This window comes from Actinoplanes sp. CA-131856 (assembly GCF_050956135.1).
Lineage (GTDB): Bacteria > Actinomycetota > Actinomycetes > Mycobacteriales > Micromonosporaceae > Actinoplanes.
On the sequence record NZ_CP191849.1, the window covers coordinates 8,388,858 to 8,405,047 of the forward strand.

The 16,190-nt window shown below is 72.7% G+C and carries 13 protein-coding genes; 6 read left to right on the forward strand and 7 right to left on the reverse strand.

What is annotated here, in order from left to right:
* Window positions 1-29: 29 nt before the first annotated feature.
* The gene (locus tag ACQP2X_RS38465; protein ID WP_498690374.1) at window positions 30-1,076 is read left to right on the forward strand and encodes a glutathione S-transferase family protein; all 1,047 of its coding nucleotides are present in this window, start codon (window positions 30-32) and stop codon (window positions 1,074-1,076) included.
* 147 nt (window positions 1,077-1,223) lie between these two features.
* Here the strand turns inward: ACQP2X_RS38465 and ACQP2X_RS38470 are convergent, their stop codons facing one another.
* Window positions 1,224-1,847, reverse strand: coding sequence for a MarR family winged helix-turn-helix transcriptional regulator (locus ACQP2X_RS38470; protein WP_498690375.1), 624 nt, complete (start codon window positions 1,845-1,847; stop codon window positions 1,224-1,226).
* A gap of 100 nt (window positions 1,848-1,947) precedes the next feature.
* Entirely contained in the window at window positions 1,948-2,592 is a 645-nt protein-coding gene (locus ACQP2X_RS38475; RefSeq protein WP_498690376.1) for a Rossmann-fold NAD(P)-binding domain-containing protein, read from the reverse strand.
* Window positions 2,593-2,683: 91 nt separating this feature from the next.
* On the opposite strand from ACQP2X_RS38475, the gene ACQP2X_RS38480 reads away from it, so the two are divergent.
* The 5 genes from ACQP2X_RS38480 (at window position 2,684) to ACQP2X_RS38500 (ending at window position 10,990) form a co-directional block, all read left to right on the forward strand.
* The gene (locus ACQP2X_RS38480) at window positions 2,684-5,455 is read left to right on the forward strand and encodes an SWIM zinc finger family protein (RefSeq protein WP_498690377.1); all 2,772 of its coding nucleotides are present in this window, start codon (window positions 2,684-2,686) and stop codon (window positions 5,453-5,455) included.
* 78 nt (window positions 5,456-5,533) lie between these two features.
* Window positions 5,534-6,595: an ATP-binding protein gene (locus ACQP2X_RS38485; protein ID WP_498690378.1), complete on the forward strand. Its 1,062-nt coding sequence runs from the start codon at window positions 5,534-5,536 to the stop codon at window positions 6,593-6,595.
* Window positions 6,588-8,960 (forward strand): DUF5682 family protein, encoded by a 2,373-nt coding sequence (locus tag ACQP2X_RS38490; RefSeq protein ID WP_498690380.1) that lies wholly within the window; start codon window positions 6,588-6,590, stop codon window positions 8,958-8,960. Before ACQP2X_RS38485 ends, ACQP2X_RS38490 begins: the two co-directional genes overlap by 8 nt.
* Complete coding sequence (locus ACQP2X_RS38495; protein WP_498690382.1) at window positions 8,957-10,180, forward strand: VWA domain-containing protein; 1,224 nt, start codon at window positions 8,957-8,959, stop codon at window positions 10,178-10,180. The genes ACQP2X_RS38490 and ACQP2X_RS38495 overlap by 4 nt, the downstream gene beginning before the upstream one ends.
* 48 nt (window positions 10,181-10,228) lie before the next feature.
* The gene (locus tag ACQP2X_RS38500) at window positions 10,229-10,990 is read left to right on the forward strand and encodes a class I SAM-dependent methyltransferase (protein WP_498690383.1); all 762 of its coding nucleotides are present in this window, start codon (window positions 10,229-10,231) and stop codon (window positions 10,988-10,990) included.
* A 21-nt stretch (window positions 10,991-11,011) separates the two neighbouring features.
* Here the strand turns inward: ACQP2X_RS38500 and ACQP2X_RS38505 are convergent, their stop codons facing one another.
* From ACQP2X_RS38505 to ACQP2X_RS38525, 5 genes are all read right to left on the reverse strand, one after another.
* Complete coding sequence (locus tag ACQP2X_RS38505; RefSeq protein ID WP_498690385.1) at window positions 11,012-12,154, reverse strand: DUF5925 domain-containing protein; 1,143 nt, start codon at window positions 12,152-12,154, stop codon at window positions 11,012-11,014.
* A 71-nt stretch (window positions 12,155-12,225) separates the two neighbouring features.
* On the reverse strand, window positions 12,226-12,666 hold the full coding sequence (locus tag ACQP2X_RS38510) for a nitroreductase family deazaflavin-dependent oxidoreductase (RefSeq protein ID WP_498690387.1): 441 nt from the start codon (window positions 12,664-12,666) through the stop codon (window positions 12,226-12,228).
* Window positions 12,667-12,682: 16 nt separating this feature from the next.
* Window positions 12,683-14,002: a multicopper oxidase family protein gene (locus ACQP2X_RS38515; protein ID WP_498690389.1), complete on the reverse strand. Its 1,320-nt coding sequence runs from the start codon at window positions 14,000-14,002 to the stop codon at window positions 12,683-12,685.
* Between the two features lie 47 nt (window positions 14,003-14,049).
* Window positions 14,050-15,240, reverse strand: a complete 1,191-nt coding sequence (locus tag ACQP2X_RS38520) for an adenylosuccinate synthetase (RefSeq protein WP_498690390.1) — start codon at window positions 15,238-15,240, stop codon at window positions 14,050-14,052.
* The gene (locus ACQP2X_RS38525) at window positions 15,237-16,190 is read right to left on the reverse strand and encodes a hypothetical protein (protein WP_498690392.1); all 954 of its coding nucleotides are present in this window, start codon (window positions 16,188-16,190) and stop codon (window positions 15,237-15,239) included. Before ACQP2X_RS38525 ends, ACQP2X_RS38520 begins: the two co-directional genes overlap by 4 nt.

Sequence of the window (16,190 nt, forward strand, 5' to 3'; positions counted from 1 at the left end):
GCCTGCACACCGGCCGCGGTCGTCGCAGGATGAGGGGCATGGCTTACGTGAACCCGTCCGGCGAGTTCAACCGGGACCAGCGGTACATCCCGACCCGGATCACCGAGGACGGCCGCGACGGATATCCGGTGGAGCCCGGCCGCTACCGCCTGATCGTCAGCCGTGCCTGCCCGTGGGCGAACCGGGCGATCATCGTGCGGCGGCTGCTCGGCCTGGAGGACGCACTCTCCATGGGCATCGCCGGCCCGACCCACGACGAGCGCAGCTGGACCTTCGACCTGGACCCGGGCGGGCGCGACCCGGTGCTCGGCATCGAACGCCTCCAGGAGGCCTACTTCGCCCGCTACCCGGATTACGACAAGGGCATCACCGTGCCGGCGATCGTCGACGTGCCGACCGGTCAGGTCGTCACGAACGACTTCGCGCAGATCACCATCGACCTGTCGCTGGAGTGGACACGCCACCACCGCACCGGCGCACCCCAGCTCTACCCGCCGGACCTGAGAGAGCACATCGACAAGATCAATCGGTACGTCTTCGCGGACGTGAACAACGGCGTCTACCGGGCGGGTTTCGCCGGCACGCAGGAGGCCTACGAGAAGGCGTACGCCCGGCTCTTCTCCCGGTTGGACAAGCTGTCGGATCTGCTGGCGGACCAGAGGTACCTGGTGGGCGACACGATCACCGAGGCGGACGTCCGGCTCTTCACGACGCTGGCCCGCTTCGACGCGGCCTATCACGGCCACTTCAAGTGCAACCGGAGCAAGCTGACCGAGATGCCGGTGCTGTGGGCCTACGCCAGAGACCTCTTCCAGACCCCCGGCTTCGGCGACACGATCGACTTCATCGACATCAAGAAGCACTACTACGTGGTCCACAAGGACATCAACCCCACCAGAATCGTTCCCGCCGGTCCCGACCTGACCTCTTGGCTGACCGAACACGGCCGCGAAAAGCTGGGCGGTCGCCCCTTCGGCGACGGCACGCCCCCACCACCCCCGAAGTCCACGGAGCGCGTCCCCGCGGGACACGGACCCGACGCCGCCGGGCTCACCCCCGAATCCGCCGCTCCCTGAACGACCGCGCTCAGGGCAGACGCTTTCCCGATGCCGACCGGGCGGCTGCCGACCGGGTAGCCACCGCACCGGCTGCTGCCCGGTGGCAGCCACCCGGTCGAACATCGAGGGCACGGCAGCCGTGAGGAACCGGGCCGCGCCGGCCGGTCAGGACCGGCCCCGCCCGCGGCCCCGGGCGTCGCGGGTGCCGGCCGGCCCCGTGTCGCGGGCCGGGCCGAGCCACCGCATGTCGCCGGTGACGCGGGCGCCGCCTGACGCGCGCAACGCCTCTCGCAGCAGGTCGTCGAGTTGCCGGAGCTTCTCGGAGGGCAGGTCGCCGAGCAGGCGCTGCTGCTCGGCGAGACCGGCCCCGACGGCCCGCTCGACCACCTCGTAGCCCGCCTCGGTCAGGCGGACCAGGACGCTGCGCCGATCGCTCGGCGACGGCAGCCGCTCGACCAGCCCGCCCTTCTCCAGGCGGTCGAGCCGAGCCGTGGTGCCGCCGGTGCTCAGCATCATCGAGGCGGCGAGCTCGCCCGGCGAGAGCTGGAAGGGATCGCCGGCGCGCCGCAGGGTGGCGAGCACATCGAACTCGGGACGGCCTATCCCGAACTCGGCATAGGCGCGCTCCAGCCGGTCGCCGGCGATGCGGGAGAGGTTGGCGATCCGGTCGAAGACCGCCATCGCCGTCGTGTCGAGGTCAGGTCGCTCGTGTGCCCACTGGCCGACGATCCGGTCGACGCCGTCGTGAGCCGCGGGCAGGTCGTCAGCCAGGTGTTCATCGGTCTCCACCTCACCATTGTCTCGATGTCGAGCTTCTTGACAACGAGAGGCTAGCGGGCTTTTATCTCGATGTCGAGATACTTTCCATCGAGGGAGTTTGGCGATGACGTCAGCGCAGGTCCGCGTTCTCCACGATGTGGTTCGGAAAGCCGATCCGGGCCGCCCGCAGCATCGCCTGGCCGACCCGGTCGGTCGTCGTGACGTATCGCGGCGCCATCCGCTGAAGGAGCGGGATGACCGGCCCCACGATCGTGTAGATGGTGTTGTACCAGCCGGTCTTCGACCGTACGCCCCGTGTCGGCTGGATGAGGCCGGGCCGGAAGGCATAGCCGTTGGGCAGCAGGTCGATGATCTCCCGCTCGGTCCGGCCCTTGACCCGCGCCCACATCTGCCGGCCGCCGGGATTGGTGCCGGCCCCGGAGACGTACACAAAGGTGGTCCGGGGGTTGATCTCGGCGAAGGTCCGCGCCGCCGCCATCGGATAGTCGTAGGAGATCCGGGCGTAACTCGCCTCGTCCAGCCCCACCGACGACACACCCAGGCAGTAGAAACAGGCGTCGTAACCGCGAAGCTCGTCGCGGATGGGGCGCAGATCGGCGAAATCGTCCAGCCGGACCTCGCGCAGGCGAGGATGCGAAACCCCGGTGGGCGTACGGATCACCGCGAGCACCTGTTCGACGTCCGGCGCGGTCAGGCTCTCCCGCAGGACGCCCTGGCCGACCATACCGGTCGCTCCGAAGATCACGACCTTCATCACTTCTCCCTCTCGATCCGCTCGATCATGGCATTCACCAGGGCGATCCCGGGCCGGGAAAACTGTCGTACCCGAGGCCTAGGGTCTTCTCGTGTCCGTTGAACGATGGTCCACCGCCCAGGTCGAGACGCTCGCCCCCGACGCCGCCTCGCTCAAGGCCGGCCGCGGCCTCTCCGCGCCCCTGTCCTGGTCGGCGACCGGGCGGCTCGACGACATCCTGTGGGGACAGTGCCGCGGCTATCAGGTGTGCGCCGACCTGACCGGGCCGGCTTACCGGTGTTCCTGCCCCAGCCGCAAGATCCCCTGCAAGCATGCCCTCGGCCTGCTCATGCTCTGGGCCGACACCGGCGTGGCGACCGCGCCGGCGCCCGACTTCGCCCGGGAGTGGCAGGCCGCCCGGGCCGCGAAGGCCACGGCCAAGCCCCGCGCCGCCGCGACTCCCGACCCGGCCGCCGCGGCCCGGCGGGCCGAGCAGCGCGCCGAGCGGGTGGCCGGCGGCATGACCGAGCTCCGCCGCTGGCTCGACGACCAGATCCGCCAGGGCCTGGCCGGCGCGCAGCGATCGGGCCACCAGCCGTTCGAGGCGATGGCCGCCCGTCTGGTCGACGCGCAGGCACCCACCGCGGCGAGCGCGGTGCGCCGCCTCGGCACCGTCGCCGGCATCGGGCCGCACTGGGCCGATCGTCTGCTCGGCGAGCTGGCCCTGCTCCGCCTGCTGGTCACCGGATACGACCGGATCGCCGAGCTGCCGCCCGAGCTGGCCGCCACGGTGCGCACCCGCATCGGCTTCCCGATCGCCACCGAGGACGTTCTGGCCGGCCCCCGGGTCACCGACCGCTGGCAGGTGCTCGGCCAGGTCGAGGTGGACGACGGCGCGCTGACCACCCGGCGCACGTGGCTGCGCGGGTCGCGGGGCCGCTTCGCGCTGGTGCTCTCGTTCGCCGCGCCGGGCCAGCCGCTCACCTCCGACCTGGTGCCCGGCACGGAGTTCCGTGGTGAGCTGGCGTTCTATCCGGGCGCGGCCCCGCTCCGCGCGCTCGTCGCCGGCCGCGACAGCGCGGCCGAGCCGTTCGGCGTGGCCGAGGGCGCGTCGACGATCGCCGACGCGCTCCTGGGTTACAGCACCACGGTCGCCGCCGAGCCCTGGCGGTTCGACGCTCCGGTCCTGCTCGACGGCGTCATTCCCAGCGACGACGGCTGGCTGGTCGACGCGACCGGCGCCGCGCTGCCGCTGGCGCCCGGCCACAGTGAGCCGTGGTGGCTGCTCGCGGCGGCCGGTGGCCGCCCCGCGACCGTGGCCGGCGAGTGGTCGCCCGCCGGTCTGCGGCCGCTCGCCGCGTGGGCCGAGGGCACGTTCGTGCCCGCGGGCTCGCCATTGCCCACCGCCGGCGCTCCCCGGCGGCCCGAGCTGCCGCCCGAGCTGCTCGCGGCGGCACTGGTCGGGACCAACCGTCGTCCGTGGACAGGTGGCTCCTCACTGCTCGAGACGGCCGCCGTCGCGCTCACCCGGCGCCGGGCCGGCGTCCAGCCCGCCACCGGCCACACAGGTGTGCCCGCCGCGCCGGCCGAGACCATGGCCGCGCTGCCCGGTCCCGCCGGCACGAGGCTGATGCGCATCCTGGGCGAGGGCGTGCCCGGCGGCGCCCAGCTCGCGCAGGAGTTGCTGAGCCAGTGGCTCGCGGCCGCCCGCGAGCTCGGCGCGCACGTCCCACCGGTCGCGTTGCCGGCGCTGCTCGACGCCGGGCGCCGCAACTCGATCATCCGGCCCGCGCTGGCCCGGGTCGCGGGCGCCCGGGGCGGGTGGCTGGCCGGCATGCGCGACGAGTGGCGGTGGCTCCGCGACGAGGCACAGGCGCCGTCGCCCACCGCTGCCTTCGACTGGCAGACGGGCAGTTCCGGTGAGCGGCTGGGCTACCTGGTCACGCTGCGGCGAACCGATCCCGGGCGCGCCCGCGAGCTCGTGGAGAGCACGTGGGCCGAGGATTCCTCCGACGACCGCGCGCGGTTCGTCGGCGCGCTCGCCACCGGCCTGTCCCCGGCCGACGACCCGTTCCTCGATCGGGCCCTCGACGATCGCCGCAAAGAGGTGCGCGAGGCCGCTCTCGAGCTGCTGCGCCGGCTGCCCGGCTCCGGTCTGCGCGACCGGATGGCCGAGCGGGCCCGGGCCGCCGTGCGGCGCGAACGCCGCGTGATCGGGGCCGACCGGCTGATCGTCACCCCGCCCGAGGAGCTCGACCCGGATCTGCGGCGTGACGGTGTGGCGTCCACGCCGGCGCGCGGCATCGGAGTGAGCGCCTGGCTGCTGGAGGAGATCGTGGCCGGTGCTCCGCTGGACACGTGGTCCGACCCCGCCACGATGCTGCGGCTCGCGCGCGGCAACGACTGGGAGTCCCCGTTGCTGCACGGCTGGGCCAAGGCCGCCGTGGCGCAGAACGAGGTCGCCTGGGCCACCGTCCTGCTCAACGAGGCCGGCGGGACGCTGCGCGAGTCGGTGCGGTGGGACCTTCATCTGGTGCTGCCCGCCGCCGAGCTGGGCCGGCTCGCGGCCGACGCGCTGCGCCGCGAGGATCCGATGGCCAACCGGCTGCTCGCGATCCATCCGGGCCAGTGGCCCGACGAGCTGTCGGTCGCCGTCCTCGAGACGATCGCCCACCGCGCCCGCAACGACCGGCACAGCTGGCAGCTGGGCGAGCTGTGCCGGGCGGCGGCGCTGGCCATGCCACCGGCCTACGCCGATCTGGTGGGCCGTCTCGCCCTTCAGCTCGACCAGGAGCCGGCCGACGCGTCACGCGTCCGGCCGGTCGCCGACCTGGCCCGCACGCTGACCTTCCGCCAGGAGATGTTCGACGAGTTGAAGTCCTGAAGCCGAGATCCACAACGGAATTTATGTCAGAGGCGAGCAGTAGCGTTCGGTTCTGGCCGACAGACATGAGGAGTTCGAGTGACCGCACTGCGCCCGCACGCCGAGGACCAGTACGCCGAGGAGCTGGCCCTGCTCGCCTCCACCGACGACCGTCCCCGGCCGCCCGGCTGGCGGCTGTCGCCCCAGGCCGTGGTGACGTACCTGCTCGGTGACGGCGCGAAGATCACCCCGAAGTACGTGGGCCCGCGCCGCCTCATGGAGGTGGCGGTGTCCACGCTGGTCACCGATCGGGCGCTGCTGCTGCTCGGCGTGCCCGGCACGGCCAAGACGTGGGTCTCGGAGCATCTGGCCGCCGCCATCTCGGGCGACTCGACGCTGCTAGTGCAGGGCACCGCCGGCACGGCCGAAGAGGCGATCCGCTACGGGTGGAACTATGCCCGGCTGCTGGCCGAGGGCCCGACCGACGCGGCGCTGGTGCCGAGCCCGGTCATGCGGGCGATGCGGACCGGTTCGATCGCCCGGCTCGAGGAGCTGACCCGCGTGCCGTCCGACGTGCAGGACGCGCTGATCACCATCCTCTCCGAGAAGACGCTGCCGGTGCCCGAGCTCAACACCGAGGTGCAGGCCGAGCGGGGCTTCAACCTGATCGCCACCGCCAACGACCGCGACCGCGGCGTCAACGAGCTCTCCAGCGCGCTGCGCCGCCGTTTCAACACCGTGGTGCTGCCGGTCCCGGCGTCGGCCGACGACGAGGTCGAGATCGTGGCTCGCCGGGTGGAACAGCTCGGCCGCTCGCTCGATCTGCCCGAGGTGCCGGCCGCGCTCGAGGAGATCCGCCGGGTCGTCACCGTCTTTCGCGAGCTGCGCAGCGGCCTCACCGAGGACGGCCGCACCAAGCTGAAATCGCCCACCGGCACCCTCTCGACGGCCGAGGCGATCTCGGTCATCACGAACGGGATGGCACTGGCCGCCCACTTCGGTGACGGCCGTCTGCACCCGGGTGACGTGGCCGCCGGCATCGTCGGCGCCGTCGTCAAGGACCCGGTGTCCGACGGCGTCGTCTGGCGTGAATACCTCGAGACGGTGGTGCGCGAGCGTGCCGACTGGCGAGACTTCTACCGGGCCGCCCGCGATGCCTGAGCGGCTCTACGGCATCCGTCATCACGGCCCCGGATCGGCGCGGGCCGTGGTGCAGGAGCTCGCCCGGCAGCGTCCCGACGTGCTGCTGGTCGAGGGTCCGCCGGAGGCCGACGGGCTGGTGCGGTGGGTGGCCGACAACGGGCTGGAGCCACCGGTCGCGCTGCTCGGTTACGCGGCCGACGATCCGCGCCGGGCGGCGTTCTGGCCGTTCGCCGTCTTCTCCCCCGAGTGGCAGGCGATCCGCTGGGCCGTCGAACACGACGTTCCCGTCCGCTTCTTCGACCTCCCGTTCGCCTACCGCCTGACCGGCGACAGCCACGCGCCGGCGCCGCCGCCCGAAAAGCCCGGCGACGACGCGGAGACACCCGTGGAGGCCGGTCCCGGCGGTGAGGCCGGCCCCGGTGGTGAGGCCGGCCCCGGCAGTGAGGCCGGCCCTCGGCGGCCCGTCGATCCGATCGGGGAGCTGGCCGCGGCGGCCGGATACGACGATCCGGAGCGCTGGTGGGAGGACGTCGTCGAGCACCGGGGCATGCCGGCGTTCGAGGCGATCGCCGAGGCGATGACCGCGATCCGGGAGAGCTCGCCCGAAGACCCGGACGATCTGGTGCGCGAGGCCTACATGCGCACGGTGCTGCGCGAGACCCGCAAGAAGTACGAGGAGATCGCCGTCGTGTGCGGGGCGTGGCACGTGCCCGCGCTGGCCCGCAAGGTCGCGCTGAAAGACGACGCCGCGCTGCTCAAGGGACGGCGGAAGGCCAAGGTCGACTTCACCTGGGTGCCGTGGACGTACGGGCGGCTGGCCTCGTGGTCGGGTTATGGCGCCGGCGTGCGGTCGCCGGGGTGGTACCACCACTTGTTCGCCTCGGCCGGCGAGGTCGTGCCGCGGTGGCTGGTCGACGCGGCCGGCGTGCTGCGGGCCGAGGGGGTTCCGACCTCGTCCGCGCATGTCATCGAGGCGGCGCGGCTGGCCGAGGCGCTCGCGACCATGCGCGGGCGGCCGCTCGCCGGGCTGGCCGAGGTCACCGAGGCGGCCGAGGCGGTGATGTGCGACGGCGAGCCGCTGCGGGTGGAGCTGATCAACCGCAAGCTCGTGGTCGGCGAGCGTCTCGGCGCGGTGCCCGACGACATGCCGTCCGTGCCGCTGGCCAAAGACCTCGCCGCCCAGCAGCGGGCGGCCCGGCTGAAGCCGGAGGCGCTGGAGCGCGCCCTCGACCTCGACCTGCGCAAGGAGACCGATCTGCGGCGCAGCCGCCTGCTGCACAGGCTGCGCACGTTCGACGTGCCGTGGGGCGAGCCCACGGCCACCCGGCGGGGCACCGGCACCTTCCGCGAGGAGTGGCGGCTGCGCTGGCAGCCGGAATTCGCCATCCGGCTGGTCGAGGGCAGCATGTACGGCACCACGGTGGCCGCCGCGGCCACCGCCAAGGTGGTGCGGGCCGCCGACCGGGCGGAGACCCTGGCCGACGTGACGGCGCTGGTCGAGACCTGTCTGCTGGCCGATCTGGCCGAGGCCTATCCGCAGGTGCTGGCCGCGCTCGACGTACGAGCCGCCCTCGACGCCGACATCAATCATCTGATGGCGGCGATCCCAGCGCTGGCCCGCACGCTCCGCTACGGCGACGTGCGCCGGACCGACGTGGCCGGGCTCGCGACCGTGACGGCGAGCCTGCTCGGCCGGGTCTGCGCCGGGCTGCCGTCGGCCGTCGGCTCGCTCTCGGACGAGGCCGCCAAGCTGCTGCGCGACCGGATCGACGGGGTGCACGCGGCGGTGGGCCTGCTCGAGGACGAGGAGTTGCGGGAGCGCTGGGTGTCCACGCTCGAGTCCCTGGCCGGGCGGGCCGATCTGCACGGGTTGCTGGCCGGGCGGCTCACCCGGCTGCTGCTCGACGCCGGGCGGCTCGACGGGGCCGAGGTGCGCCGCCGCTTGCGGCTGCCGTTGACCGTCGGCACCCCGCCGGCGCACGGGGCGGCCTGGGTCGAGGGCTTCCTGTCCGGCGGCGGGCTGCTGCTCGTACACGACGAGGCGCTGTTGGGGCTGCTCGACGACTGGCTCGCCGACATCCCGGCCGACGCCTTCGACGACGTGCTGCCGTTGCTGCGGCGGACCTTCGGCGCGTTCGACGCGGGCGAGCGGCGCGCGATCGGCGAACGGGTGGCCGGCCCCCGGGCCGCGCCCGAGACCGAGGCCGGGGGCCTCGGCTTCGATCCGGAACGAGGCGACCTCGCCCTGCCCACGCTCGCCGCGCTTCTGGGTCACGAGGTCAGTCCGGGCGGAGTGATCGTCACGGGCCATGGGGTCAGCTCGGGCAGCGCGGCCGCAGCGGGTCTCGGAACTGGCGTACACGCGGGTGGGGAGATCCGATGAGCCCGAGCGAGGACACGACCGAGGCGGGCGCTGTCGATCCGGCCAAGCGGGAGCGGCTGCGGCGCTGGCGGATGGTGCTCGGCGGGTCGGCCGAGGAAGCGCTGGGCAAGGCCGAAGGGCGTGACGGCGCCATGGACTCGGCGCTGGCCGCCCTCTACGACGCGGGCGGGGCCGACGGTGAGAGCGAGCGGAGCAGCAAGCGGTCGGCCGGCCTGGGCAGTTCGGCGCCGAAGGTGGCCCGGTGGCTCGGCGACATCCGGGAATACTTCCCCAGCACCGTCGTGCAGGTCATGCAGTCCGACGCCATCGAGCGGCTCGATCTGACCCGGCTGCTGGTCGAGCCCGAGATGCTGGCCGCCGTCGAGCCGGACGTCCACCTGGTCGGCACGCTGCTGTCGCTCAACCGTGTCATGCCCGACAAGACCAAGGACGCCGCGCGCGAGGTCGTCCGTACGGTGGTCGAGCAGTTGCAGAAACGCATCGCGCAGCAGACCCGCGCCGCGGTCAGCGGTGCCCTCAACCGGGCGGCCCGGATCAACCGGCCCAAGCACGCCGACATCGACTGGGACCGGACCATCCGGGCCAACCTCAAGCACTACCAGGCCGAGCACCGCACGGTGATCCCCGAGCGGCTGATCGGCTACGGCCGGCGGACCACGGCCGTACAGCGCGATGTGGTGCTCTGCGTCGACCAGTCCGGATCGATGGCGGCGTCGGTGGTGTTCTCCGGGGTGTTCGCGGCGGTGCTCGCTTCCATGCAGTCGTTGCGCACCTCGCTCGTCGTCTTCGACACCGCGGTCGTCGACCTCACCGACCAGCTCGACGATCCGGTCGAGGTCCTCTTCGGCACGCAGCTCGGCGGTGGCACCGACATCAACCGGGCCATCGCCTACAGCCAGCAGCTGATCACCCGGCCCCGGGACAGCATCTTCGTGCTGATCAGCGACCTGTACGAGGGTGGTGTGCGGGAGCAGATGCTGCGCCGGGTCGCGGAGATGACAGCGGCCGGTGTGCAGGTGGTCGTGCTGCTCGCGCTCTCCGACGAAGGGGCGCCGGCCTACGACCACGAGAACGCGGCGGCGCTGGCCGCTCTCGGGGTGCCTGCGTTCGCCTGTACGCCAGACGCGTTCCCGGAATTGATGGCCGCGGCCATCGAACGGCGTGACCTGAAGGCCTTCGCCGAGCGCCTCACCGACGAACGGAAGGCGGGTGGTCGATGACGTGGGAACGGGTTGTGAGCGCCGGTCCCGGTAACTAGCGTTAGGGGCATGAGTGCTTACTTGAGCAACCCCCGCGTGTGGCAGGAAAGCTGGGACCGTCAGCAGGAAGCGTTCATGCCCGACCGGGAGGAGCGGTTCCGGGCGATGCTCGACGCGGTCGCGGCGGTCACCGGCGGGAAGCCGCCGAAGCTGCTCGATCTGGCCGGTGGCACAGGCACGATCTCGTTGCGGGCGCTGGCGCGGTTCCCGGGTGCGACGGTGACGGTGCTCGACCAGGATCCGGTGCTGCTGGCCATCGCGGGAGCGACGCTGCGGGACCAGGCGACGATCGTCGACGCCGACCTCAGCGACGCGGGGTGGCGGGCGAAGCTGCCCGAGGAAGGGTTCGACGCGGTGCTCACGGCGACGGCCCTGCACTGGTTGCCGGCCGAGCGGGTGGCCACGCTGTACGGGGAGATCCGGGAGGTGCTGCGGCCGGGCGGTGTCTTCGTGAACGCCGACCACATGCCGGAGGACTCGCTGCCGACGCTGTCCGAGCGGCTGCGTGACCAGGCCCGGGAGTTGCGTGAGGCGCGCTACGCGACGGGAGCGGCCACGTCGTGGGGTGACTGGTGGGCGGCCGCGGCGGCCGACGAGTTCCTCGCGCCGAAGGCGGTCGAACGCGAGCGGATCTACCCGGCGACGCGCCACAGCCACGAGTGGACGCCGCCGGCGCTGTGGCACGTCGACGCGCTGCGCGTGGCCGGCTACAGCGAGGCCGGCGTCCTGTGGCGCGGCGGCACCGACGCCGCCATCGTCGGCCTGCGCTGACAAAGCCCGCCAAAAGGCCGGCTACAGGTACATGCCTGTGGCCGGCTCCGCCTTCGGGACCGTCACCGGCTCGGTGCCGGTCTTGAGGGCGTACAGCTCGGCAAGGGTCGCGCCCGATGGGCCGATGCCCCGGGACGTGCCCAGCCAGGCGACGGCCTCCGCGTACGGGAGGCGGCCCACCTCGATGCTGGCCAGGCAGCGGCCCGGGCGGACCACCGCCGGGTGCAGGGAGGCCAGGTCCTCGTTCGTGGTGATGGCGATCAAGGCGTTGCGGCCCTGGCCCAGCAGGCCGTCGGTCAGGTTGAGCAGGCGGGACAACGACTGGCCGGCGCTGGCCTTGGCCTCGCCGCTGATCAGCTCGTCGCAGTCCTCCAGCATCAGCAGGCGCCAGCGCGGCTCGTCCTCGTCGTCGCTGCCCAGGGCCACGCTCATCAGATATGCCGGGTCGCTGAACAGGCGCTCCGGGTCGAGCACGCAGTCGACCTGGCACCAGCTCCGCCACTGCTGGGCCAGCGCCCGCAGCGCCGTCGTCTTCCCGGTTCCGGGTTCGCCGTGCAGCAGCAGGAGGCGGCCGTTCACCGCCGTGCCGTCCAGCGCCATCAGCTTTTCGAGGGTCCTGGTCACCGGGCCCGCGTAGTTCGCCGAGATCTTCGCCCACGGGGCCGCGTCGATCTCGCGCTGGACGCGGCGCGGGCCGTGCGGGCCGAAGTGCCAGAAACCGATCGGCACGCTGTCGCTCGCCGGGGCCGGCTCCTCGACCGCGTCCTTCGTCGCCGCCTCCAGCACCGACTCCGCCAGCTCGGCCGTGATCGCGGTGACCGTCACGCGGGCCCGCCGGCTCTGCTTCCAGCGGGTGACGTGCAGCGTCCACCCCTCGCCGACTGACAGGCGGCCCTGACCGTCCTCGTCGACCGCGTCGCGGACCACCCTCGCGCCCTCTGCCGTCAGCGGGGCGTCGGCCTTCACGTTCTCCAGGTAGCGGCTGCGCCCGAACGGCTCCCGGCCCGTCACGAAGCCGTCCAGCGCCAGCAGATCCACCACGTCGACGAGGCGGTCGCCGTCGTCCACCGCCCCGGCCAGGGGCAGCGGCGCGGCGACGGCCGGCACCGCGGCCGCCTCGAGCCGGGTGCCGAGCCGGTCGACGGCCTGGTGGGGAGTGCGCATCACTCCATGATCGAGCTTCGATGCCCGGATGGCACCTTGTTTTTCGCCAGTTGGCCCGATCGGGGGCGGGTCTACGGCTCGGCCCGCTCCAGGAGGAACACCGGGATGAGCCGGGACGTCTTGGTCTGATAGTCGGCGTAGTTGGGGAACGCCGCCACCGCCCTCTCCCACCAGATGTCGCGCTCGGCGCCGGACAGCTCACGGGCCTCGTAGTCGTGCCGGTCGGCGCCGTCCTGAAGCTCCACCCGCGGGTTCTTGCGCAGGTTGTAGACCCACACCGGGTTCTTCGGGGCGCCGCCCAGCGACCCCACCGCCAGGTACGCGCCCTCGTGCTCGACCCGCATCAGCGGCGTCTTGCGCAGCTTGCCGCTCTTCGCGCCGACCGACGTCACCAGGACGATCGGCTTTCCCTGGATCTCGTTGGCGCGGGCGCCCTCCGACGCCTCGTAGCTCTCGGCCTGCTTGCGGGCCCACCCGGACGTGCTCGGCTCGTACTCCCCTTGCAATGGCATGACGTCAGCCTATAGATCAGCGCACTCCGATGGCGGCGACCAGCCCGCCGGCCTCGTGCTCCGGATCCAGGCAGTGCACCCTCCAGTCGCCGCGTTCGGTGACGGCAAAGGCGATCTCGTACGTCTCCCCGTCGCCCACATTCAGCGAGTCGGCCCACCACGGGCTCCCGGAGGCCGCCACCCCGTCGCGGCCGAGCACCAGCGCGCGATGGCCGTGCAGGTGCATCGGGTGGGCCTCGCCGCTCGTGTTGGAGATCGTCATGCGGACGACGTCGCCGCGCCGGGCCCGGTAGGCCGGCACCGGCGGGCGGGGCCTGCCGTTCACCGACCACCAGAGTCCGGGCCGGCCGTCGAGGAAGCCGATCCGGCGGCCGATCCGATAGTCGAAGCGCCACGCCGCGTGCGCCGTTTCAAAACCGGGGGCAACCGGGGTGCCGTACGACAGAAGGTCCTGCACAGAAGCAGGTTGCGCCGCCGCCGGCACCGTGCCCCAGACCGCCGCCGCGCCCCCGCCGACGTCGACGCGGGCGGCCCCGGTGAATGAGAGATCCACCCGCCCGCCCGCGGCGACCGATATCGACTTGTCCGAGATGTCCGACGGGCGATACACCGCGTGCCCGTCGACGGCCACCACCCGGTACGGCGCCCCCGAGACCCAGACCCGGATCGGCCCCTCATCCGTGTTGATCACCCGCACGCGGGCGACGGCACCGGGGGCGGGCGACGGCCCGGCGATCCCGGTCAGCGACGAGACGCCGGGGAGTCCGTTGATGGTGCGCTTCCCGTCGTACGTGTGCACGGCCAGCACCTCGTCCACATCCGCCTCGGAGGCGCCCACCACCAGGGCCCCGAACAGGCCGCGCCGCGCCGCCGAGTGCCCGTGGTACCAGTACGTCCCCTCGTCCGGCAGCCGGAGGTGGTAGACGTGCCGTTCCCCCACGCCGACCGTCGCCGCGTCGTCGGCGTTCGGCATGCGGACGCCGTGCCAGTGCAGCCCGACTTCCTCGGGCACCGACTCGTTGACCAGCGTCACCCGCAGCGGCCGCCCCCGCTCGACGTGGATCTCGGGCCCGGGCGTGGCGCCGTTCAGGGTGTACCGGTCGCCCTCCGCCCGAGCCGTCAACGTCAGCGCGATCGCCGACCCGGGCGCCGCGACGGAAGCGCCACTGACGAAGGGCCCCGCCGTCGCAAAGGAAGCGCCACCAAGTAAGGGCGCCGCTGTCGCAAAGGAAGCGTCGCCGACGAAGGGCGCCGCCGTCGCGGCAGGAGCACTGCCGTGGCCGGGCGTCGCGAGGGCCACCGCCACCGCGACAGCGACCAGGGCCGGCCCGCGCATCCCTTCAGCAGACACCCGCGGGCGCCGTCACCACAATCAGCCGGAGGTCATACGAATTTCTTGTCGGCCGCCGTGGGGCCGTACGACTCGATCTCGACCGGCGCTCCGAGCATGGCGCCGATCTCGGCCGGCCAGTCGTCCGGCCGCACCAGCGTGCCGGGCCGCGCGCGGAAGAGCCGCGCGGTCATCTCCGCCTGATAGCCGAGATCACGGAAGGGCCCGGGAACGAGCCGGTCGACATCGACCCCGTCCATGGCGTACGACGTGCAGGCGCGCAGGGCTCCACAGCGTCCGGGCGCGTCGAGGTGGGTGACGGCCAGCCCGTCCACGCCCCCGGCCACCTCCACCGCGTACCGGTGGGCCACCGCGTCGAAGTGGCCCACCCGGAAGGCACCCTGCCACTCGCCCGTCCCGTTGTGCGCCTCGGGCAGGGACAGCGACTCGTCGACAGTGACGAACGGCCCCGCTCCGTGCCGAGTCGTATATGTCCGCACCACCCCGAGCCGCCGGAACGACCCGCACAGCTCGGCCACGTTGGCGAACGTCGTCGTCGACCACGTCGTGTGCGGGTGCCATCCGCGCCACTCGTCCAGCAGCACCCCCTGCGCCCCCTCGAAGACGCACGGCCCCTCGCCGAGCAGTTTCTCCGTGTGCCGCCCGTCCACGATCGACACCGTCGAGGCGAAGAGCGCGAACGCCTCCACCACGTCGTCCAGCGGGGCGTCGATCGGGCCGAGGTCGTCGGCCAGGCGGGCGAGGAGCCGGCGCAACCGCGGCCGGGAACGTGCGTCGGACACTCGTGGGGCGTCGGCGTGCTCCGAGGCGTACGCCATGGTCTCGCCCACGCCCATCCCGCACGAACCGTGACGGGACCCGCCGCGCTCGGCCTCCCGCCGCCGGTTCGCCGCACGATGCCACGGAGTGGCGAGAAGGGCGTCACCGTCCACCGTGAGCAGCTCGAAGACTCCGTCGAGGTGGCGGGCTTCGGCCGACAGGGCCAGCGGATCGACCACCATGAACCGGGTCAGGTGGGTCGGCACGCCCCGCAGCGTGCCCGACCCGAACTGACTGAACGTGTGGTGCCGCCCGTCCTCGGTGATCACGTTGTGGGCCGCCTGCGCTCCCCCGTTGAAGCGCAGGACGGCCCGCACCGGGGCGGACGCGCACAGCGCGTCCACCACGGTGCCCTTGCCGGCGTCGCCGTACCCGAGGTCGACCACCGCGACGTGCTCGTTCACAGCCGCTCGTTCCCGCTGCCGGCCGTTCCGACGGTCAGTGACGAGCGCACCACCGTGCCGCGCTGGAGCGGGGCCAGCGCCTTGCCGACCGTGCCGCCGTGCTTCGAGCCGGCCTCGACCAGGTGCGACAGCCCTTCGTCGAGGTCGATGGTGTCCTCGCCCAGGCCGACCGTGACCGCGATGGTCTCGCACACCGCGTCGAGGTCGTCGAGCTCGAGCACGTTCTGCCCGAGCAGCCCCCGCCAGCGGTCGAGGATCTCGCGGTCGCCGCCCCATCCGGCGGCCGACGGCATCAGGTAGTAGACGTCGTACTTGCGCTGGAGCTCGGCCAGGATGTCCTCGGTGCTGACCTGCTCGCGCAGGTCCTCACCCAGGAACCGCTTGACCTCCTTGCGGCTGACCTTGGGGTACGGCATCTCGTCGCCGATCAGGAACAGATATCCGCGCCGGCCGCGCTTGGTGATCGAGTCGAGCGAGGTGTGCCGGGCCATGAAGTACATGGCCAGCTCGTACGACTCGCGCTTCTGACCGCCACCGCCGCCCTCGAGCACGATGCGGGCCAGGTCGTCGTCCATCCGGTTGTCCGACTCGAACTGGCCGATCTGCAGAGGCACCCGGTCGCAGGTGGCGTCGCCGACCGCGCCGAACAGGATGTGCGGGTCGGTCGCGTAGCCCTTGCGGGTCAGCAGGCCGAGCAGCTGCGGCAGCTTCGTCTGCAGAGCCCGGGGCACGTGGCCCATCGAGCCGGTGACGTCGAAGATGACCGCGATCGGCGTGCTGAACGGGTGTTCGGCGCTGTCCCGGCTCTCCCGGTTCTTGCCTTTCGGGTCCAGGGCCGGGTGCGCCGTCCGGGCGCCGCTGTCGCTGTACGCGAAGGCGCTCGTGCCGCTGCTGGCGCGGTAGTTCGCGGCGGCGGTGTAGACGTCGGTCGACCAGCGTCCGCTTCCCAT